Raw genomic sequence first — 21218 nt, forward strand, 5'->3', positions numbered from 1 at the left:
ATACGGGTCCACCCACAAAACGTTGGAACAAGTGCTGAAGTCCGTTCCGACAGGATGGCCGCGAAATTCCCGGGTCCGATTTTGACAGTATGAGAACGCAGGTGGAGTAGCCAATGAATAAAGTCTGGCTCGTTCCGATAATCGTATCCAGCACAATAGTCATTTCCCCCTCCCCGAGTGCTCACGCCGGTTTGTGTGATTACCCAGCCGTCCTCACCGGATCAAACGTTTTTCTTGCCCAGGGGGCTTACTGTGATTGGCCCACTGAAATCAATGGATCACATATGCACTGTGAGGCGGGCGGCGTAGCTGTCGACGTGGGCGGGGCTTTTGCCGGGGGCGCGACCCTCGGCCTCGGGGGCCCGGGTGTCGGCGGTGTCAGTTGTACGTGGCGGTGCCCCGACAACAGCATGGCACCGGCACCAAATCCACCCGGTGCCTGGAAATGGTATATGGTCCCCGTTCCGAATGCGTGCAAAGACCATATGCAACCGGCCGGATTTTCGAGTGCTCCCGTTCTTCCCGGCGAAGGTCTGCCAGTTCCGGCACCAGCTCCTGCAGAAGTAGGGGGACCGTTTTTGCCGCCGTTAGCGCCGGAAACCGAGCTGCCTTGATTATTGGAAAAGAGATGGAAAATGCGGCAGCGCGGAGCGGCTACACAGTTCCGGCTCGCGGCGGCGGCAAGGTGGTCGAAATGCTCACCGCGCCGCTGATCTCGTTCAATCTCCGCGCGGTCCTCGGCTGAAGGTCCGCCCAGAGCTACCTACATGTGCGGCAGATCAGCCAGAACCACCGCCAGACGCGGATCGGACACTTCAATCCTTCCGAAGAACCCCAGGAGCAACTCGTCGGGTTGCGCGTCGATCGACTCGTCACCGGCAGGCCGGGGTGCCGAGGGTGCGACGAATTCGACGGTGTCGTCGTTTCCCAGATGCACCCGATGTCGGGTAGAGGTTTTGCTCTCAACCAGTCGATTCATCGACTCAGCCGGGCCACGAATCGCGATGGATGCCGCCGCGGCCGGTATCTCCCACTCGTTGCCGGTGGCAGCGGCGATGTCGTAGCCGTGGACGAGCAGTTCGCACAAGATCCAACGAGCCCCACCACCGCCGGAGATCGTCGATCCACCGTGGAAGGGATACTGCCGGTCGAAATCGACTTTGAAGTAGACGCGGTCGATCACCGTACGCAGATTTGCCTCGAGCCGGTCGGCGATATCGTTTATGGCTCGGTCCGTGTACTCCGACAGACAGGTCGCATTCAGCTCTGCAACCCCGCCGTTAGTGGTAGCGCGTCGACGATCGCCAAGCAGCCTGCCCAGCACGGTCACAACGTGCGCCGCAGTCTCCACGGCCGTCCACGCAAGCCCAGGTACCGGCCGCGCGGCGCGATCCGGATCGAGCCCCCGGACCAACGAGACGAACCGCTTCCCGCTGTCATCGAGCGCGGCGAGAATATCGGCTTTGGTTGCCCCTTTCACCCGCTAAGCGTACGGCGGCCCGGGCGCTCGGACGTGATCGTTCCAGCACGGTGCACGACACCTACCCGTACACCCTGATGCCGATCTTCGGATCCTACGACCCAGCCGGCGTCATCGTTTTCGACCTGCTGCCCACCTAAATCCACCGACGCAAGAATTCTGCAAGATCTTCGGCGCACGCTGTCGGCATGAAGCGACAAATCACGGCGCTTGCCGCCACCGTATTGACCACGGGCGGAATGGGATTGGTAGGGCTGGCGCTGGCAGGCACCGCCCAGGCACTCCCCTCCTGGTGCCCCGGCCAACCCCTACCGAATGCCGATGTCAGTTGGGACATGACCCTCTGCCACGCCTACGAACTGAACCCGGACGGAAGCGTGCATCCAATTGGCACCTTCTTCCCGCCCGGGTACCGGCCACCTCCGAACGACCCGAATTGGTGCGCGAACAACCCGATTCCCTGTCACGCACTGTGACGCCGCAGACGGGGCAACCCCGTCACGACCGGCTGGTGCAGTGGGCGGCTACCGCAGCGCGGCACCGATTCGCCGCCACTGCTCGCGGGGAAACGCCCTCGGGTCGGCATCCAACGCCTGGACGCACACGTGGTCGGCGCCGGCCGACCGGTGTTCCTCGATCCGGCGCAGCACGGCGTCCTCATCTCCCCACGCGATGATCGCGTCGAACAGGCGGTCGCTCACGGTATCGATGTCTTCGTCCGAAAAGCCAAGGCGGCGAAGGTTGTTCGCGTAGTTTGGCAGCGACAAATAGTTGCGCAACCAGCCGACTCCGACGGCCCTGGCCGATTCCCGATCCTCGCAGAGGATCACCGTCTGCTCCGGTAGCACTAAGGGTCCGTCGCCCAACTCCTGTCGGACCTGCGCGGTGTGTTCGGGTGACACCAGGTAGGGATGAGTGCCGGCGGCGCGTTCGGCCGCCAAGCGCAACATCTTGGGACCCAGGGCGGCGATCACCCGACTGTCCCGGGGCACCGGACGCTCCGCGGCGTCCAATCCGTCCAGGAATGCCGTCACCGCGGCCAGCGGTTTGCGGTAGCGGCCGGGCTCCTTGGCGTCGATCAACCGGGCGTGGCTGACGCCGATGCCCAGCAGGAATCGGTCGCCGTGGTCGGCGGTCAACCGGGCAAACGAATCGGCCACCTCGGCGGGCTCGTGCATCCAGATGTTGAGGATTCCGGTCGCGACCACCGCGCGCTTCGTGGCGCCCAACAGGTTTTCCACGGCTTCGAGGAGCCCGGCGCCGCTCACGTCGGGAATCCACAGTGCCGAGAAGCCCAGTTCCTCCAGTTCCGCGGCCGCCTCGGCCGCCTCGCCGCTGTCGCCGTACCGCAACGACCCACTCCACACGCCGACGCCCGACAGCCTCATTTGCATCGCCTTCCCCTCGTTACTAGGATATGCAAGTATCTCCGATACTTCCTACCCGGTTGGGACAACCATGACCACTCAAATTCCGCACTTTATCGACGGGCAGCGCACCACCGGGCAGTCCACCCGCACCGCTGACGTCTTCAACCCCAGCACCGGCGAGGTCCAGTCGAAAGTGCCGATGGCGTCGCAGGCCGATATCGACGCCGCGGTGGCCTCCGCCGTCGAGGCCCAAAAGGGCTGGGCTGCTTGGAATCCGCAGCGTCGCGCCCGGGTGTTGATGCGGTTCATCGACCTGGTCAACAAGAACATCGACGAGTTGGCCGAGCTGCTGTCCCTCGAGCACGGAAAGACGCTGGCCGACGCCCGCGGCGACATTCAGCGCGGCATCGAAGTCGTCGAGTTCTGCATCGGCATCCCGCACCTACTCAAGGGCGACTACACCGAAGGTGCCGGGCCGGGCATCGACGTCTACTCCCTGCGCCAGCCCTTGGGCGTGGTTGCCGGCATCACCCCGTTCAACTTCCCGGCGATGATCCCGCTGTGGAAGGCCGGCCCAGCCCTGGCCTGCGGAAATGCGTTCGTGCTCAAGCCCAGCGAGCGCGACCCGTCGGTCCCGGTTCGACTGGCCGAGTTGTTCCTCGAGGCCGGCCTGCCGCCGGGGGTATTCCAGGTCGTTCACGGCGACAAGGAAGCCGTCGACGCCATTTTGCACCACCCCGACATCCAGGCCGTCGGCTTCGTCGGCAGCTCGGACATCGCGCATTACATCTATTCGACCGCCGCCGCCAACGGCAAGCGGTCGCAGTGCTTCGGTGGCGCCAAGAACCACATGATCGTCATGCCGGATGCGGACCTCGACCAGGCCGTCGACGCGTTGATCGGCGCCGGATACGGCAGCGCAGGCGAACGCTGTATGGCGATCAGCGTCGCGGTCCCCGTCGGCGAGCAGACCGCAGAACGGCTGCGCGCCAGGCTGATTGAGCGCATCAACAACCTGCGGGTGGGACACAGCCTGGATCCCAAGGCCGACTACGGCCCGCTGGTCACCGAGGCAGCGCTGGCCCGGGTGCGCGACTACATCGGCCAGGGCGTCGAGGCGGGTGCCGAGATCGTCATCGACGGGCGCGAGCGCAGAAGCGACGACCTCGCCTACGGTGACGCCAGCTTGGAGAACGGCTTCTTCATCGGGCCCACCCTGTTCGACCACGTCACCACCGACATGTCGATCTACACCGACGAGATCTTCGGCCCGGTGCTGTGCATCGTCCGCGCCCATGACTACGAGGAAGCCCTGCGGTTGCCCTCGGAGCACGAGTACGGCAACGGCGTGGCGGTCTTCACCCGCGACGGCGACACCGCCCGCGACTTCGTCTCGCGGGTACAGGTCGGCATGGTAGGCGTCAACGTGCCGATCCCGGTGCCGGTGGCCTACCACACCTTCGGCGGCTGGAAGCGTTCCGGCTTCGGCGACCTCAACCAGCACGGCACCGCGTCGATCCAGTTCTACACCAAGGTCAAGACCGTCACGTCGCGGTGGCCTTCCGGCATCAAGGATGGCGCCGAATTCGTCATCCCCACAATGAATTAACGAAATCGGCGGACACTTATGTTTACCCTCACCGACGAAGAGCGGGTGATCACCGAAACGGCGGCCGCCTTTGCCGAGAAGCGGATGGCTCCCTACGCACTGGAATGGGATGCCAGCCACCACTTTCCGACCGATGTGCTGCACGAGGCGGCCGAGCTGGGGATGGCGGCCATCTACTGCCGCGACGACGTGGGCGGCAGCGGACTGCGCCGCCTCGACGGGGTGCGCATCTTCGAGCAGTTGGCCATCGCCGACCCCGTCACCGCCGCCTTCCTGTCCATCCACAACATGTGCTCGTGGATGATCGACAGCTTCGGCACCGAAGAGCAACGCAAGGGCTGGATACCCCGACTGGCCAGCATGGACGCCATCGCCAGCTACTGCCTCACCGAGCCCGGTGCCGGATCGGATGCCAGCGCGCTGAGCACCCGAGCCGTCAAGCAAGGTGGCGACTACGTGCTCGACGGCGTCAAGCAATTCATCTCCGGTGCCGGTGCGTCCGACGTCTACGTGGTGATGGCAAGAACGGGCAGTGAGGGCCCGCGCGGGATCTCCGCGTTCATCGTCGAAAAGGGCACGCCGGGACTGAGTTTCGGCGCGCTGGAAGAGAAGATGGGCTGGAACGCCCAGCCCACCGCGCAGGTGATCCTCGACGGCGTCCGCGTCCCCGCCGACGCGATGTTGGGCGGCGCCGAAGGCGAGGGCACCGGCTTCGGCATCGCGATGAACGGCCTCAACGGCGGCCGACTCAACATCGCGGCCTGCTCACTGGGTGGCGCCCAGGCGGCCTACAAGAAGGCCGGCTCATACGTGCGCGACCGGCAGGCCTTCGGCGGCAGCCTGCTCGACGAGCCGACCATCCGGTTCACCCTGGCCGACATGGCCACCGGGCTGGAAACTTCGCGAATGATGTTGTGGCGGGCGGCAACTGCGCTTGATGAAAACGATGCCGACAAGGTCGAGCTGTGCGCGATGGCCAAACGCTACGTCACCGACACGTGCTTCGACGTCGCCGACAAGGCACTGCAATTGCACGGTGGCTACGGTTACCTGCGTGAATATGGGTTGGAAAAGATCGTCCGCGACCTGCGCGTGCACCGGATCCTGGAGGGGACCAACGAAATCATGCGGGTCGTCATCGGCCGGGCCGAGTCCGCACGGTTCCGGGCAAGCGCTTAGGAGGACGCGGTGACTGAGCATCTGACGGTCGCGTTCCTCGGGCTCGGCAACATGGGTGGTCCGATGTCGGCGAATCTCGTTGCGGCCAAGCACGCCGTGCGCGGATTCGACCCGGTGCCGGCGGCCGCCGCCGCCGCAGCAGCCAGCGGCGCCACGCTGTTCGACAGCGCCGCCGATGCAGTGGCCGGCGCCGACGTCGTCATCACCATGCTGCCCAACGGTGACGTGGTGAAGCGTTGCTACGCCGAGGTCCTTCCGGCCGCCCGCGAGAACGCGTTGTTCATCGACAGCTCCACGATCTCGGTGAACGACGCCCGCGAAGCCCACGCACTGGCCGAGTCCCACGGCATGCAGCAAGTCGACGCCCCCGTCTCCGGTGGCGTAAAAGGCGCGGTAGCCGGGACGCTGGCATTCATGGTCGGCGGCGAGGAGTCGGCGGTGGAACGGGCCCGCCCGGTGCTGGAACCCATGGCCGGCAAGATCATTCACTGCGGCGCGGCAGGCGCGGGGCAGGCCGCCAAGGTGTGCAACAACATGGTGCTGGCCGTGCAGCAGATCGCGATCGGCGAGGCCTTCGTGCTGGCCGAGAAGCTCGGGCTGTCGGCGCAGTCGCTGTTCGACGTGATCACCGGCGCGACCGGCAATTGCTGGGCGGTGCACACCAATTGCCCGGTGCCAGGTCCGGTTCCAACTTCTCCGGCGAACAACGACTTCAAGCCCGGGTTCGCGGCCGCCTTGATGAACAAGGACCTGGGTCTGGCCATGGACGCGGTCGCCGCAACGGGCGCGTCGGCACCGCTCGGCAGCCATGCGGCCCAGATTTACGCCGCGTTCATCGAGTCCGACGCCGCCAACGCCGGCAAGGACTTCAGCGCCGTGATCGAGGCGCTGCGCGGCAGCTGAGCGAACTCAGATTACCCGGGTGAGCTCGCCGGAAAGGTTGTATTGCAACACTTTTGAGCCGCGGGGGCCACTGACCGGCACTGAGATATGGGGTTCGGGATCGTTGGCAAAGGTTTTGTCCACCGTCAACGAGCTGACCTTCGCGTCCTCGACCCCAGAATCCTTGATGGCGGAATTCAAGATGGCACTGAGCACTTCCGGCTTGACCGTGTCGCTCGAGAACTTGCTCTCCTCGATAGCTCCCGGCTCGTTGTGGCTGACATCGACCGGCGAGATTTCTACGCCCCCTGTGCCGCGGTACTCGTACTCATCGACGTTCTCCCGCTTCTTGGGGTCAATCGCCTTCACCTGTACCGCGGTCAAGGAAACTGTGACCTCGAGGTAGTCGGCCGGGTTGGCGCCGATCCTGGCGTTGATCGCCTTGAAAGCCTTGGTCAGGTTCTCGGTGGTCCACTGCTGTTGGACGCTGGAAGGCACGCCGGGGCCGGTCGAGATGGTCACACCTCCCCCTTGCGACGGCACCGGGGCTCCGGGGGCCGGCGATGCGGTCGCCGCCGGCGGGGAGGCGTGTTGTGAATGATGCAAGGCTCGGCCGAGGAACCGTGAGCACCCCGCCGACGCGAGAACCGCAATGAGCAACACAGCGGCGACCAGGCGTGCCCGCAACACCATCGTTCTGCCTCCTAGGACGAAATTCGCTAGGCGGACACTACCCGACTTGTCTTTCGCATTTCGGATAATGACCGGCCTAAAAATCACCCGCGTTGCGGCGCAGCGTCTCGATGGACGACACCAACGCCCGCGATTCCTCCTCGGACATACCGATGTCGGCGAACACCTGCTCGTTGAGCGTGACGGTGGCGTCCTCGACGGTGGAGCGACCCAGGTCGGTGATCTCTACCAGCGTGGTTCGGCCGTCGGTGGGATGCGGCACCCGCCGCACCAACCCGTCTGCCTCCAGGCGGCGTATCGCGTGCGTGACGCTGGTGACGTGCACCTGCAGCCGGTCGGACGCCTTGGTGATCGGCAACGCGCCGGTACGGCTGAAGGCCAACAATCGCAGCAATTCGAATCGGGAGAAGCTCAGGTCATACGGCCGTAGCGCGGCCTCGACGCGCGCCAACAGAATCTGATGCGCCCGCATGACAGACGTCACCGCGACCATGCCCTGCGCCACGTCGGACCACCCGGCGCGCTCCCAGTTGGCGCGGGCGGCCGCGATGGGATCAGGCTTCGGCGAGGCGGCCACGCCCTTTCTTACCACTAGTTGCGCTGAACCGGCCCGGGCCGAGCCTCGTTGTACCCCATATGGGTCGCGACGCACCCAGCGATGGGTTGGACATCCAGCTCCGCGATGTGGTGCGCCAATACCGGGTAGGCGGTCAGACCGTCCGTGCTCTCGATGAGATCAGCCTGGGGCTCCGGGGCGGGCACTTCGTGTCGATCGTGGGCCCGTCGGGGGCGGGCAAGAGCACATTGCTGCACTTGCTCGGCGCATTGGACTCCCCCGATTCGGGGTCGATCACCTTCGCCGGCGACGAGATCGGCCGCCTCAGCGACGAGGAGCGGTCGGAGTTTCGCCATCACCGCGTCGGCTTCATCTTCCAGTTCTTCAACCTCCTGCCGACCCTGTCGGCCTGGGAGAACGTCGCGGTGCCGCGGCTGCTCGACGGCGTCCGGTTGCGCAAGGCCAAGCCGGATGCCATCCGGTTGCTGGACCGGGTCGGACTGGGCAATCGGATCGACCACAGACCCGCCGAACTGTCCGGCGGGCAAATGCAGCGGGTCGCCGTGGCCCGCGCGTTGATGATGGATCCCCCGCTGATCCTGGCCGACGAACCGACCGGAAACCTCGACTCCATCACGGGCGCCTCGATCTTGGCGCTGTTGGCCGAGATGGCGCACGACGCCGACCGCGGCCGCCTGGTGGTGATGGTGACCCACAACGCGGACGCCGCGGCGGCGACGGACCGGGTGATCACGCTGCAGGATGGCCGAGTCGGCTCCGACGAGTTGTCGGCGGTCCCGCAGTGAGACCCGGCTCGGGGATCGCGGCCGCGGCAAGCCGGTTGCGGCTGTTCAGCCTGCGCGAGCTCGCGGTGCACCGGCGGCGCACATTCGCCTCGATCGCCGTAATGGCCGTCTCCGCAATGTATCTGGTCGCCATCTTCGGCATCTTCGGTTCGATCAGCGAGTCGGTCGATCGGCTTTCGCATGGCATCGCCGGTGTCGCCGAGTTGGAAGTTTCGGGCATCACCGATGCAGGATTCCCGGACAGCATCAGGGCGGACGTCGCCGCGGTGCCCGGTGTGGAGAACGCGGTGCCGATGATCCGGACCTCGGCATCCACGGCGTCGGGACCGGTCCTGCTGCTGGGCGCGGACGCGAACGTCGCCGCGTTGCGGGGGGCTCTGAAAGATGCCGTCGTCGAGCATGGTTTGGCTGGACCGGCCCCCAGCTCGACTCCGGCACCGAACGGTGTTCGGGTGGGCCCGGGCGTCGGCCACGCCAAAGGCGAGTCCTTCCAGCTGGGTTCGGGTTCGGTCACCGTCACCGAGGTGCTCACGGGCAAGCGTCTGGCAGCCCTCAACGAAGGGCACTACGTCCTCGCCCCACTTGCGTTGGCTCAGAACGTCACCGGGCGACAGGGACAACTCGACTCGATCCTGATCACCACCAAACCGGGCACCGACCTCGCTGTCGTCCGCGCCAAGGTCACCGCAGCCGTGCAGGGACGGGCGCTCGTCGCGGAACCGAGCATGCGTGGCGCCCGGGCGGGCGACGGCGTCAAGCTGATGAACTACATGGGCCTGATGGGCGCCATGGTCGCATTGGCGGTCGGCGCCTTCCTTGTTTACACCACCGCGACCATGGCCATCACCCAGCGCCGACCCGTCATCTCGATGCTGCGCGCGATCGGCGGGCGGCGGGCCACCATTGTGCGCGACATGCTTGCCGAAGCCGCGATCCTCGGCCTGATCAGCGGAGCGATCGGGTCAGCGCTGGGAATACTGATGGGCCGCATGGCAATTGGCCGATTGCCACCCGCGATCACCCAGGGACTGGAAGCCCGCATCGAATACTGGCTGCCCCCCTACGCGATACCGCTCGCCGTGTTGGCCACCGCGCTCACCAGCGTGGCCGCCTCGGCGATGGCCGCCCGGCAGGTGTACAAGGTGTCACCGATCGAGGCGCTGGCGCCGGTCGGGGTGTCGGCCGCCGACCGTGTGCCCCGCTGGCTGCGGGTCGCGTGCGGGTTGGCAGCGGTCGCCGTTCTGGCGGCGTCGATCGCGGTGGTGGCCAACCAACGAGGGGCGTTGGCCTTCATCGCGATGTCGGCGGTGTTCTGCGCCGAGATCGCGCTCGGCTTCGCGCTTACCGTGCCGATCGTCAGAGCCACCGCCGCAACAGCGCGGGTGTTCGGGTCGGTCGGGGCATTGGCGGCGGCGACCATCGAGCGCGCACCGCGACGGGTCTGGGCAACGGTGATGACGGTGCTCATCGCCGTGGTCACCACCGTGGCGATCACCGGCACCAACAACGACATGATCCGGTCGGCTCGCGGCATCTTCGCCCCGGTCGCGGATGTCCCGGTGTGGGTGAGCGCGGATCCGCCGGACCGCTACCCCACCAGCGTTCTGCCGCAGGGCCTTTCCGCGACGGTGGCCGCGGTCCCGGGGGTGGCCCGCGTCACCGAGGGGGCGTTGGCCTTCGCCGTGGTCGGCGGCACCCGGGTACTGCTCGACGGGTTCTCCCCTGGAACCGCCGACGCGCTCTACCGCGCGCTTGACGCGAAGGTGCGCAACGACGTGCTGGCCGGCCGCGGCGTGGTGCTCTCGCAGAATCTGGGTAAAACCCTGGACGTCCGGGTCGGCGACGCGCTGCGCCTGCAAACGCCGCACGGCGTGCAGCAGGTACCCGTGCTGGCCCTGGTGCCGTTCTTTTCGACCGTCATCGGGACCGTCGGTATCAGCCTCGAACAGCTGCGCGCATGGTTCGATCGCCCGGCGGCCACCACGCTGCAAATCACCGCCGGACCCGGCGTCAACGCGGAACGACTGCTGGCCGACGTCCGCGGGGCCGTACCGAACCCCTACCACGTGTACGACGGCCACGCCGAACTCGCCGGCCTGGAAGCGCCACTACACCAGAGCATGTTCATCGCCAACGCCGTCTGGATCATCGTGGTGCTGGTGGCCGCGGTCGCGCTGCTCAACACACTGACGCTGTCGGTGCTGGAACGGCGCCGCGAAATCGGTGTCCTGCGCGCCATGGGATCGAGCCGCCCCTTCACGCTCCGGATGGTCCTGGCCGAGGCCGCGGGCATCGGTGTCGTCGGCGGGGTCTTGGGCCTGATTTTCGGCCTGACGGACCAGTGGCTGTTCAGCCTCGTCAGCGGGGACACGATGAATTTCCAGGTGGGCTTCCAGCCGAGCTACATGGCGCTCGTCTTCACCGTCGGTGCGCTGGTGCTGAGCCTGCTCGGCTCGCTGCCACCCGCCCTGCGCGCCGCGCGGTTGAACATCATCGAGGCCGTCAGCGTCGAGTAAGCCTGCCGAGCAGACGCAAAATCACCCGCGGCGGGCCTTCTCGGGGTGATTTTGCGTCTGCTCGCCGTGCAGCGTGAAATCAGAAACCCACCGGAAGCAATGCAATAAACAGGGGGGCCAGCGGATCGGTGAAGGGCAGGGCGATGCCGCTATTCAAGAACGGCAGGACCGGACTCTGGAAGTTGTTAATTGTCTGTCCGGGTGCACCCAAGCCGGTCGAGGATTCAAATCCCGAAGTCAAAGTATTGGTGAAGAACGGACTCGAAATCTTTAAGCCGACAAAGTCATTATCGGCCGCGTCACCAAGAGCGGTGAGGGTGAACGGCCCGAACGTCTGGGTCTGACTCTCGAAGGACGGATCTCCCGGCACCGGGTTGGTGATCGGGTTGAAGCCCAGGAATCCGGCGACTTGGGTGGCGAGGTTGCGCAACGACTGCTGCCACGGAGCCAATTGCGCGGCGGCCGCCGAGACCCCGGCGTGATAGGCCGCCATGGCTTCGACATCCTGCGCCCACATCGCCTCGTAGTCGGCCTCCATGGCCGCGATGGCCGGCCAGTTCTGCCCGAAGAGATTCGACATCAACAACTGCACCAAGCCATTTCGGTTGGCCTCCACCAACAGTGGATGAATCGTCGCCGCCCGCGCCGCCTCGAACGAGTCGACAATCGCTTGCGCCCGCCCGGCCGCCCCCGCGGCCTGCGTTGCGGCCGCGTTGAGCCACCCCGCGTAAGGAGACGCGGTGGCCGCCATGGACTGCGCGGCCGGACCCTGCCACGCCTGATCCACCAGCCCGGACGTCACCGACGAAAATGACGACGCCGCCGCGGACAATTCGTCCGCCAATCCGTTCCAGGCCGTGGCGGCCGCGAGCATCGGGGCCGAACCCGCACCGGAAAACAAGCGCGCCGAATTAATCTCCGGCGGCAGCATTGGAAAATCAACCATGACAGCCCCCTGTTCAAGCAAATCAAATTTTATACCTCTGTGCGCAATGAATTCAAGATTGTTGCGTATTCACGCGCCGGTTAATTGACGATTAGGGTGGCAAATCCCTGCAGATGAGGTTTGCACGGAAAAGGCACCGGAGTCCGGGCAATGCGGCGCAGTCGCGACGTGTCGAACCCCGCCGCGGCGATGGCGTCGACCGTCCGACGGTTGGGATGGCAACCGGAGGACAGCCAGGACCACGGCGTGGCGATCAGATCCTGCAGTCGGCCCACCAGACCCCCGCCGCGGACGTGTTCGAGGACCACCAACCTGCCGCCGGGAACCAGCACCCGCCGGATCTCGCCCAGCGTGGCGGCGACATCATCGACCGAGCACAACACCAACCCCACGTAAACCGAGTCGAAGCTGTTGTCGGAGAACGGGATCGACTCGCCCGTCCCGTCGACGATGTCGGCGGTGATGCCATGTCGAGCGGCAAGACGCGACGCCGCCCGCCGGAATGCGGACACCGGCTCGACTGCGGCAACCGAGGTCACCGTCGACGGCAGGAACTTCAGGTCGGCGCCGGGACCGAGTCCGACGACCAGCAGTCGGCCGGTCGCATCAGCGATCGCCGCTCGGCGATACCGGTTGTAGAACAATCGGTCGAACACCGGCATCCCGAGCCGATATACATAGGGGAACAACGGATTACCGCACGTAATTACCAGCATCCAATCGGTAGGGCGGATACTCGTCGCGCATCAGCGATACGTAGACCGCGACCCGATACCGCCATCGGACAATGCCCATCAGAAGATCGAACATGCCTTGGTTGATCGTCCCGGTGCACAACAGCCACACCGCGTTGATGACGCACAGCACCTGCAGCAGCGGCTCCATCGCCCAGCAGAGCACTATTTGGGGCAGGCCCAGCAGCCACTTCACCAACACCACCCACCTGGTCAGCCGCTCCGGATAGTCGACCTCGAGGTCGCCGGGATAGTCCGGCCGGGCGGCGAGGGTGAACGGCGGGTACTTGTCGGTGGTGTTCATCGGGAATCGGAAATTCATGACGCGCCACGACCAACGCAGCACTCCGACGTTGCAGTCGAAGATGGGGCGCGGATACCGTCCGGTGAACAAAATCGCAACGCCGGCAACGAAAGTCAGTATCGGATAGACCAGGTAGAGCACGATCAGGATGGGGTAGTGCGGGACGGCCAGCACACACCACTTGACCAACCAGAGCCAGCGCGACGGCGCATCGATCCCGCCGCGCACGCGCACCAGATCGGCCTGCTCGCTCACCGCACACCCCCGGCCAACAGGTCGCGGCTGATCTGCGCCGACATCCGGCGGTGACTGGTCCCACTCAGAAATGCCCGCAACGCCCAGGTATGGAGCCGGTCCGAGATCATCGCCGCCGGTGTGAGCACCGACTCACTGTGCGACACCTGCAGCGACGCGACCTTGGACACCGCCCTGACCCTGCGCCGCCTGGATCTTTCGTACCGACGTAGCGCGCCGGACAGGTCGTGGGCGTTGGTGTTGTCGCCGACGTCCGAGATCGCCTTGCACAGCACCATGGTGTCGAGCAGCGCCTGATTTGTCCCCTGGGCCAGCGTCGGTGGCATGGTGTGCGCGGCGTCGCCAAGCAGCGTGACCGCACCTCGCGCCGGAGGGGGGATCGGGTGGCGATAGTGCGGGTATGGCGAAGGCGCGAGGTCTTCGTCGGTCAGGGCGGCCAGGACTCGATCGACCAGCTCGGACCATCCGGCGAAGTGGGCCCGGATCATCTCGATCGGGCGGTGCGGCCTGACGAAGTCGTGTGACCACGGCAGGTCGAACCACCACTGCACGTCGCACTCACCGGCCGGCCACAGCCCCGTGTTACCACGGTTGCCGATAATCACCTGGGCGACATGCCTTTCCGTGAGGTCCGGCAGCGTCACCAACCCCTGCCAACTGCACCACCCGGTCGGCTTCGCGTGCCCGCCGCCGACCACGGCTCGCACCGTCGAGTGCAGGCCGTCCGCACCGATCAGCAGATCGCCCTCGGCCGAACGGCCGTCGTCGAACTCGACCCGGACGCCGCGCCCCGCTGAGCGCCCGCTGACCACCGCCACCACCCGGGAGTTGCACCGGATGCGTTCGGCGGGAAAGCCCTTCAGCAAGCGCTCCAGCAGCACGCGGCGTGGAACCATCCGAACCGGTGCACCCCAACGCCGCACCATTGCGGTCACGTCGAACGTGGCGAGCGCGCGGCCGCTGGACGTCAAAACCCGCACGGTGGATAACACCTGGCCGGCCCCGTCCATGTCGACGCCTAGCTGCCCCAGCACCGTCTCCCCGTTGGGCCAGATGGTGACGGCACCCCCACCCGCCTCCACATCCGGTCGCCGCTCGAACACCGTGACGTCGTGCCCGTCGCGCACCAAACCCCGGGCGACGGAAACACCGCCGACGCCGGCGCCGACAACGAGCACCCTCAAGCCGGCCTCCCCACCGCGGCCAACACCGCCTGGGTGGACGCCCGGCTGCCCACGGTGATGCGCGCACCGCCGTCGGGATACACCCGGACCCGCAGCCCGTTGCCGGTCAACTCCCCGCCCCACTGCCGACCCCTCGACGGCAGATAGACGAAGTTCGCGTGCGCGTCCGTGGTGTAGATCCCCAGGGCGCCCAGCCGCTTGCGCAGATACCGCCGTTCGGCGGTGATCAACTGAACCCGTTGCAGCAGTTGGTCTTCGGCGTCGTAGGAGGCCGCAACCGCGAACAGGCCGGTGATCGCGATGCCGAAGGGGGGCTGCTGAGCTCGTAGCGCCCGGGCGAGTTCGACGGAGGCGAGGCCATAGCCGATGCGCAATCCGGCCAGGCCGTACGCCTTGGAGAAGGTTCGCACCACCACCACGTTGGGGAATCGCTCGATCAACTCCGAAACGTCGAGCCGATGCTCGGGTGCGACGAATTCGATGTACGCCTCGTCCAGCAACACGACGGTGTCCGTCGGCACCTGCCGCAGGAATCTCAGCACCGCAGCCCTGGGCTCGATGGTGCCGGTCGGGTTGTGCGGCCGGCACAAGACCACCATCCGAGCGTCGGTCGCCGCGTCGGCCAGTGCGTCAAGATCGTGCTGACCGTGCTCGTCGAGCGGGACATGCACCGAGACCAGTCGGGCCATCTCGGCGAAGATCGGATATCCGTCGAAGGTGGGGGCCGCCATGACCATCCGATCGCCCGGTGCGGTCAGCGCATGCAGTGCCTGCAGGATCACGCCCGTCGCACCGGCACCCACCACCACCTGGTCCGACTGGGTCGGGTGTACTCCGGCATGACCGGCGATCAACCGGCGCAGCCGTTCTGGCAGCAACTCCGGGTAGCGGTTGGCCGCATCGACCGAGCGAATCAAGGCCGTCCGGACCGCCGGCAGCGGCGGGAAAGGCATCTCGTTGAGCGACAACGCAAAAGGATCGATCGCGTGTGGCAGCACACCGGGTATCCCGTCGTCGACCACACTCGGGACGGGCTGCATCAGGGTCGCCCACCCCAGCGCACGGCCGCGGCGCCGGCGAAGTCACCGGCATGCGCGAACGCGGCCATCAGAACCACATCGCCGTTCTTGACCCGGCCGTCGGATATGGCCCGGTCCAGGTTCACCGGAATGCCCGCGCCGAACAGGTTACCGCACTCGTCGAACGTGTCCTGGTGGCGTTCCTTGGGCAACTCGAGCGCCTCGCGCCAGTTGCGCAGGAACACCCGGTTGGGCTGGTTGCTGACGAACAGATCGATATCCTTGGCGCGCAGGCCGATTCGATCGCAGACGGCAAGGGCCACCTCGGGTACCAGCCGGTTGCCACGGGCCAGCACCTTGGTGATCTTGCTGTCGGTGAACCCGATGCTGCCCTCGCCGGGGCCGGCCTGCCACCACTTGCGGGGCGGGTCGAAGGAGAGCGTCATCTCGCCGGCGTATTCGCCGTAGGTGCGGCATTCGATACCCAGAATCGGCGACTGGTCCGACAGCGTGACCAAGCCGACCGCGGCCCCGTCACCCGGAACGGCCGACTGCGCCTTCCGCCGGATCCCGGGCTGATCGAAGAATTCTCCGGCGGCATTCTGGGCAACGGCGATCACCGCGGTGCGGCCCTCCCCCGTCGACAGCAGCTTGCGGGCGACGTTGAGCGCCAACACAAATGCGCCACAACCACCGTTGTGCAGATCGAGCACCCAGGACGGGCGCATGCCCAGCCGGTGCGCAATGCCGCCACCCTCGCCGTAGAACGCCATGTCCGGCACTTGAGTGTGGGTGATCAACACGTCGGCGCTTTCGATGACGTCGCGACCGTGGCGCTCGATCAAGCCTTGCGCGGCACGCTCGACCATGTCGGCGGCACTCTCGTCTTGGGCCACGTGATGACGAAACTTGGGTGCGCGAAACATGAGATTGTCTCGCAGGTCGTCTGATTCGGCGAACTGCGCGTAATAGTCCGCGCCGATCGGTTCGCCCGGTAGGTAGGTGGAGACGTCAATCAGGCTGACGGCGACTGGGTTCACTGTGTCACCTCATCCAGTCTGGGGTGACGGGCAGGCCGTTGTGGTACCGGTATTCCGCAATGGCCTTGAGGTTCTTCAGTTCCAGCAGATGGCCGGCACCGAACATGTCCCAGAAGTCGCCGACCCATACCGGTCGCTGCGGCGGCGCGGTTTCCGGGTAGGGGTTGCTGTCGTAGAACGGGTGATGGCAATTGGTCCACAGCACAACGGAACCGGGCTTGTTCAGCACCAGTTGGGCGTCGATCACCCGCATCAGGTAGATCATCCACAGGTGCTCGCCCTGATCCCAGGCGCAGTGATAGTCGACGGTCCGGGCCTGCTTGTTGGCCACGGTGCGGGTGTAGATCTTGGTCTCCGAACCGAGCCGGTCATGGGCCAGCCACAGGCCGGGATCCTCGGTACTGGTGAACCCGCGCAGGCTGTAGGTCCACTCCTCCAGGCTGCGCGTGTCGGCCAGGTAGGCGAACAGCTCGTCGGGCGGGCAGTCGATGAAATCGTTGACGGTGCAGTACTCGCCGAAGACTTGATCGTGCGGGTACACCGACCGCATCATCTCCATGATGATTGGGGTGGCCCGCTCGCGAGGGGTGGTCTCGACGCGGATCACGCCGTCGATCGAAACGGCGATATCCTCAAGCGCTGGCAGTGCTTTTAATGACATCGGTTTGGTTCTCCTTTTCGGTTGTCCGAGCGAGAAACGGTGCGAACGGCGGGATCTCGTCGGCGGCGCACTCGACGCTCACCACCGCGGGCCCGTCGACGTCCAACGCCGCCCGCAGCGCGTCGGCGAAGTGATCGAGCTCAGCCACATCGACGGAGGTGAGTCCGGGGAACATCGCGGCCAGCCCGGCTCCCAGCTTGCTCGCCCGAAATCGGTTGTAGCTGTAGAGGTCGTCGTAGAAGAGTTGTTCGCGGGTCACGCACATGGCGTGGGCGTTGTTGTTGAACAGGACGAAGGTCAGCGGCAGCTGGTATTGCACGGCGGTGTGTACCTCGGTGCCGTGCATGAAAAACGCGCCGTCCCCGGCGATTACGACGGTGCGGCCGTCGGGACGGCCGCTGTTCGCGCGCCCGAACGCCATTCCGATGCCGGCACCGAAGCTGTAGCCCATGCCGCCCATGCCGAGCGCGACCGTGAACCTGCCGCCTCGGCGAGCCGGCAGGTAATGGATCGCGGCCGCACCGGTGTTGCCGGCGTCGACGACGATGTCGGTGCCGTCGGGCAGCACGCCGTCCAGCACCGCCATGGCGTCGCGGTAGCGCACACCTGGGGCGGTCAATGGTGGCGTCGTCAGTTCCTTGTCGCCGTACCCTCCAACCTCGCCGAAGGGCGCGCTGCAGGGCACGTGAAACCCGTTGGACGAACGCCGTTCGGTCATCGCTTCCGAAAGGGTGGCGGTCAGCATCCGCAATGAGTCGCGCAGATTCTCGGTGTGCACGTGAGTGCAGGCAAGATACGGCGGCGCGGACCCGATCGAAACCGTCTGCACCGACGCCAGCGCCTCCTCCAGCCCGGCGCGTGCGGTCACCGACAGCCGAGTCCCGACGACCAGACACACCGCGCTGGCGGCCAGCGTTTCGGCCACGGTGGGGTGACCCATCACTCCGGTCACCCCCAGTAGCGGTGACCCGAAACCCGTTGCGGCGGCGGCGTCTTTGGCGTCGGGAACCGTCGCGACGCGTGCCCGCAGCACCCCTCTCAGCGCTTCGAGCTCGACCCTGGCGTCGTCACGGGCGACCTGTTCGCCCGCGATGATGGTGACCGGGCCGCCCGCGTTGCGCAGTACCCGCGCGATGGTTTTCGGGTCGCCCGCGGGCCGCCGGTCGGGCAAGCGTTCGCCGGGGTGACCGATCTCGACATAGCCCTGCTGAATGTCCTTGGGCAACAACAGCACCGCGGGACCGCCGGCGCGTGCCGCGGCGATGGCACGAGGCAGGGCGGAGCCGATGTCGGCGGCAGTGAGCACCCGCCGACACCAGACCGACACCGCCGAGAACACCGCCTCGGCGTTCAATGCCCCGTTGCGGCCGCTGGTGTCCTGAAAGCTGCCCCGACCGTCCATCGCGGTGGCGGGTTGACCTACCAACGCCAACACCGGAACACGGCTTGCCAACGACTCGCCCAGTCCCGCGACCAGATTCAGTGCGCCGCCACCGGAGGTGGCCATCACCACGCCCAGACCGGCTCCGCTGCGGCTGTAACCGTCGGCCATGGTGGCGGCGGAGAACTCGTGCTTGGCCAACACCGCGGTGATCGACGACTGGAAATGCGCCGCGTCGTAGAGATCTTCGATGTTGGCGCCATCCACACCAAAGATGTGGTCGACTCCCATTTCGGCGAGGTATTCGACGATGTGGTCGACCACCCGGTGCGTCCTGGGCATGTCTGTAATACGACGGGCCGCGACCTAAGGTTCACCGCCCGTTCAAGAAGCTACAGTGAGCGCTCCAACAGCACCTTGCCCGTGTCAGCGGAAACCACTTGCACGGCGGCGATCTGGTCGACTGGCAGCGCGGTACTTCCGGCCGGTGTCGCGGTGTGGCCTGGTGCCGCGACCCAGGTCGCCAACCGGGATTGGCTGCCGTCGCGACCGACGACCACCATGGCCAACGTGTCGTGCGGCGCGTCCGGCGGTGCCAGGCACACGCACTTCAGGTTGATGAATGTTCCCCAATGCTGGCCGGTGACCGTCACCGTCGACGCCAGTAGGGAAGTCCCGACCTGAGCCATCGGTTGCGCCGACGCCGTCACCTCGTGCGCCGGTGTCGAGAACCCCTGGATGCCGACGAACACGCCGAACGCCAGCACCACGGCTGCCGCGGCCGAGGCGACCCACGCCACCACCCGAGTACGCCGACGCCTTCTGCGCACCGCTTCCAGCAGGGCCGGCAACAAGGTGGGTGACACCGGCGGTGTCGCCGGGCCAACCCCAGCGGCCGAGAAGGACTCGTCGATCTCGGCCACGTCTTCGCGGCTCAGCTTCGCAAGCAGTCCGGGCACACCGCTCATTTCGGCGACAGCGGCCCGGCAAGCCGCGCACTCGGCCATGTGCGCCTCATATTCGCGTCGCTCCGTCGCCGACAGCGACCCCAGCACATACGCGGCGTCCCACGTCGCGTAGCTGTGGTCCACCGGCGGGCCAAGCGCACGCAGCGGCGTCGTCATGTCGTCCATCTCCCGTCACCCCTTAAGCATTCGGAGCCGAAGACCACCCGGATGGGCTGTTCGGGTGTCATCTTGTGACTCCGTGTTCCTGCAGAGTGAGCCGCAACGCCCGCACTGCATAGTGTAGGCGCGACTTCACTGTTCCTTCCGCGATTCCAAGATCCGTAGCTATCTGGGTGGTCGTCCAGCCGCGGTAGTACGACCGGATGATCACGGCCCGGTGCTCCGCGGACAGCTGGGCTATTGCATCAGCGATCAGCAGCCGGTCCAGGGCGGCATTCACCTCGTCCGGTGTGGACTGCTCCGGTGCGCCGTCTACGTCGGTCGATGCGACGACGTTGCGAAACCGCGGACTGCGTCGATCGTCGATGATCATGTTGCGCGCCACCGTGAACAACCAGGCCCGCGCCGACCGTTGTGTGTCGTTGATAACTTCCGGGTGTTGCCACGCCCGCAGCAGCGTCTCCTGGACGACGTCCTCGGCTTGGGCCGTATCGCCCGTCAGACGCAGCGCGTAACGCCACAGAACCGCGGCATGCTCGTCGTAGAGCGCCTTCATCAATGCGGCTTCTGCAGCCGCTCCGCCGGCTACCTCAGCCACTCGACCACCTCCGCAAAGTGACACGAGTCGAGTAGGCGATTAGTTCAACCGTGCCTGGTGATCGGCAAAGCTAGAGTCACGCCACAGTCAGTATGCGCGGTCCGTCCTCGGTTACCGCCACGGTGTGCTCCCAATGCGCCGCTCGTGACCCGTCGGCCGTCTTGACCGTCCACTGGTCGTCGAGCACCACCGTTTTGCCCGTTCCCAGGGTGAGCATCGGTTCGATGGCCAGCACCGAGCCCACGGCCAGCAGCGGCCCGCGTCCGGGCGAGCCCTCGTTGGGCAGGAACGGATCCATGTGCATCTGGCGGCCGATGCCGTGGCCTCCGTAGCCGTCCACGATCCCGAATGACCGTCCATAACGGGCCTCGGCGGCACGGGTGCCGGTCTCGATGGCATGGGAGACGTCGCTCAACCGGTTGCCGACGACCATTGCAGCAATGCCGGCCTCCAGCGATTCCTTGGTGGCCTGCGAGAGCGCGTCGTCCACCGGAATGAGGTTGCCGATCCCGAACGTGATCGCCGCGTCCCCGTGCCAACCGTCCAGCACGGCGCCGCAGTCGATGGACACCAGGTCTCCGGGGGCCAGTAACTCGGTGGCCGACGGGATGCCGTGGACCACCCGGTCATTGACCGAGGCGCAGATCGATGCCGGATACCCGTGATAGCCGAGGAACGACGGGATGGCGCCCGCTTCGCGGATCACCGACTCGGCGATTTCATCGAGGCTGAGGGTGGACACGCCAGCCTCCGCGGCCTTACGGACCGCCTCTAGCGCGGTGGCCACCACCGAACCGGCGGCCGCCATCGCATCGAGTTCGCCGGGGGTGCGCTGTGGTACGGCTTTGCGGCCCCGCAGCCGTGCCAGGGCACGCACA

General features: G+C 66.2%; 20 protein-coding genes and 1 pseudogene. 6 read left to right on the forward strand and 15 right to left on the reverse strand.

Features of this window, described 5'->3' with window-relative positions:
- Positions 1 to 763: 763 nt before the first annotated feature.
- Complete coding sequence (locus BST27_RS05250; RefSeq protein ID WP_069417563.1) at positions 764 to 1480, reverse strand: maleylpyruvate isomerase N-terminal domain-containing protein; 717 nt, start codon at positions 1478 to 1480, stop codon at positions 764 to 766.
- A gap of 188 nt (positions 1481 to 1668) precedes the next feature.
- Here BST27_RS05250 and BST27_RS05255 point away from each other — a divergent pair, with 188 nt between their 5' ends.
- Positions 1669 to 1956 (forward strand): hypothetical protein, encoded by a 288-nt coding sequence (locus BST27_RS05255; RefSeq protein ID WP_069417564.1) that lies wholly within the window; start codon positions 1669 to 1671, stop codon positions 1954 to 1956.
- Positions 1957 to 2004: 48 nt separating this feature from the next.
- Here BST27_RS05255 and BST27_RS05260 read toward each other — a convergent pair whose 3' ends face one another.
- Positions 2005 to 2868: an LLM class F420-dependent oxidoreductase gene (locus tag BST27_RS05260; protein WP_069417650.1), complete on the reverse strand. Its 864-nt coding sequence runs from the start codon at positions 2866 to 2868 to the stop codon at positions 2005 to 2007.
- Between the two features lie 70 nt (positions 2869 to 2938).
- Here BST27_RS05260 and BST27_RS05265 point away from each other — a divergent pair, with 70 nt between their 5' ends.
- From BST27_RS05265 to mmsB, 3 genes are read left to right on the forward strand one after another with little or no spacing between them, the layout of a single operon-like run.
- Positions 2939 to 4459, forward strand: a complete 1521-nt coding sequence (locus tag BST27_RS05265) for a CoA-acylating methylmalonate-semialdehyde dehydrogenase (RefSeq protein ID WP_069417565.1) — start codon at positions 2939 to 2941, stop codon at positions 4457 to 4459.
- An 18-nt stretch (positions 4460 to 4477) separates the two neighbouring features.
- Positions 4478 to 5638, forward strand: coding sequence for an isobutyryl-CoA dehydrogenase (locus BST27_RS05270; RefSeq protein WP_069417566.1), 1161 nt, complete (start codon positions 4478 to 4480; stop codon positions 5636 to 5638).
- Positions 5639 to 5647: 9 nt separating this feature from the next.
- Positions 5648 to 6541, forward strand: coding sequence for a 3-hydroxyisobutyrate dehydrogenase (gene mmsB / locus BST27_RS05275; RefSeq protein ID WP_069417567.1), 894 nt, complete (start codon positions 5648 to 5650; stop codon positions 6539 to 6541).
- Positions 6542 to 6547: 6 nt separating this feature from the next.
- Here the strand turns inward: mmsB and BST27_RS05280 are convergent, their stop codons facing one another.
- Both BST27_RS05280 and BST27_RS05285 read right to left on the reverse strand, forming a co-directional pair.
- A complete protein-coding gene (locus tag BST27_RS05280) occupies positions 6548 to 7042 on the reverse strand; it encodes a hypothetical protein (protein WP_139805024.1) in 495 nt (164 codons plus the stop codon).
- A gap of 247 nt (positions 7043 to 7289) precedes the next feature.
- Positions 7290 to 7790, reverse strand: coding sequence for a MarR family winged helix-turn-helix transcriptional regulator (locus BST27_RS05285; RefSeq protein WP_069417569.1), 501 nt, complete (start codon positions 7788 to 7790; stop codon positions 7290 to 7292).
- Positions 7791 to 7849: 59 nt separating this feature from the next.
- Between BST27_RS05285 and BST27_RS05290 the strand changes: the two genes are divergently transcribed.
- Positions 7850 to 8575, forward strand: coding sequence for an ABC transporter ATP-binding protein (locus tag BST27_RS05290; protein WP_372515487.1), 726 nt, complete (start codon positions 7850 to 7852; stop codon positions 8573 to 8575).
- Entirely contained in the window at positions 8572 to 11091 is a 2520-nt protein-coding gene (locus tag BST27_RS05295) for an FtsX-like permease family protein (RefSeq protein WP_069417570.1), read from the forward strand. Before BST27_RS05290 ends, BST27_RS05295 begins: the two co-directional genes overlap by 4 nt.
- A 418-nt stretch (positions 11092 to 11509) precedes the next feature.
- Here BST27_RS05295 and BST27_RS33515 read toward each other — a convergent pair.
- From BST27_RS33515 to map, 11 genes and pseudogenes are all read right to left on the reverse strand, one after another.
- Positions 11510 to 12037 (reverse strand): annotated as a pseudogene (locus BST27_RS33515) (PPE family protein); the annotation flags it as partial.
- Between the two features lie 80 nt (positions 12038 to 12117).
- Positions 12118 to 12753, reverse strand: a complete 636-nt coding sequence (locus BST27_RS05305) for a class I SAM-dependent methyltransferase (RefSeq protein WP_276014547.1) — start codon at positions 12751 to 12753, stop codon at positions 12118 to 12120.
- Entirely contained in the window at positions 12731 to 13303 is a 573-nt protein-coding gene (locus BST27_RS05310) for a DUF4389 domain-containing protein (protein WP_069417653.1), read from the reverse strand. The genes BST27_RS05305 and BST27_RS05310 overlap by 23 nt, the downstream gene beginning before the upstream one ends.
- Positions 13304 to 13326: 23 nt before the next feature.
- A complete protein-coding gene (locus BST27_RS05315; protein WP_069417572.1) occupies positions 13327 to 14508 on the reverse strand; it encodes an FAD-dependent oxidoreductase in 1182 nt (393 codons plus the stop codon).
- A 2-nt stretch (positions 14509 to 14510) separates the two neighbouring features.
- Positions 14511 to 15554: a pyridoxal phosphate-dependent aminotransferase gene (locus BST27_RS05320; protein ID WP_069417573.1), complete on the reverse strand. Its 1044-nt coding sequence runs from the start codon at positions 15552 to 15554 to the stop codon at positions 14511 to 14513.
- Entirely contained in the window at positions 15554 to 16573 is a 1020-nt protein-coding gene (locus BST27_RS05325; RefSeq protein ID WP_069417574.1) for a 3-oxoacyl-ACP synthase III family protein, read from the reverse strand. Before BST27_RS05325 ends, BST27_RS05320 begins: the two co-directional genes overlap by 1 nt.
- A 4-nt stretch (positions 16574 to 16577) precedes the next feature.
- The gene (locus tag BST27_RS05330; RefSeq protein WP_069417575.1) at positions 16578 to 17234 is read right to left on the reverse strand and encodes a hypothetical protein; all 657 of its coding nucleotides are present in this window, start codon (positions 17232 to 17234) and stop codon (positions 16578 to 16580) included.
- Entirely contained in the window at positions 17206 to 18957 is a 1752-nt protein-coding gene (locus BST27_RS05335; RefSeq protein ID WP_069417576.1) for a thiamine pyrophosphate-binding protein, read from the reverse strand. The genes BST27_RS05330 and BST27_RS05335 overlap by 29 nt, the downstream gene beginning before the upstream one ends.
- Positions 18958 to 19007: 50 nt before the next feature.
- Positions 19008 to 19748 carry an anti-sigma factor family protein gene (locus BST27_RS05340; protein WP_069417577.1) on the reverse strand — a complete coding sequence of 247 codons (741 nt, stop codon included), beginning with the start codon at positions 19746 to 19748 and terminating at the stop codon, positions 19008 to 19010.
- Positions 19749 to 19806: 58 nt separating this feature from the next.
- Entirely contained in the window at positions 19807 to 20340 is a 534-nt protein-coding gene (locus BST27_RS05345) for a sigma-70 family RNA polymerase sigma factor (RefSeq protein ID WP_079219830.1), read from the reverse strand.
- Positions 20341 to 20416: 76 nt separating this feature from the next.
- Positions 20417 to 21217, reverse strand: a complete 801-nt coding sequence (map, locus tag BST27_RS05350) for a type I methionyl aminopeptidase (protein WP_069417578.1) — start codon at positions 21215 to 21217, stop codon at positions 20417 to 20419.
- Position 21218: the final 1 nt, after the last annotated feature.

Origin of the sequence: Mycobacterium intermedium (assembly GCF_002086275.1) — a bacterium.
Lineage (GTDB): Bacteria > Actinomycetota > Actinomycetes > Mycobacteriales > Mycobacteriaceae > Mycobacterium > Mycobacterium intermedium.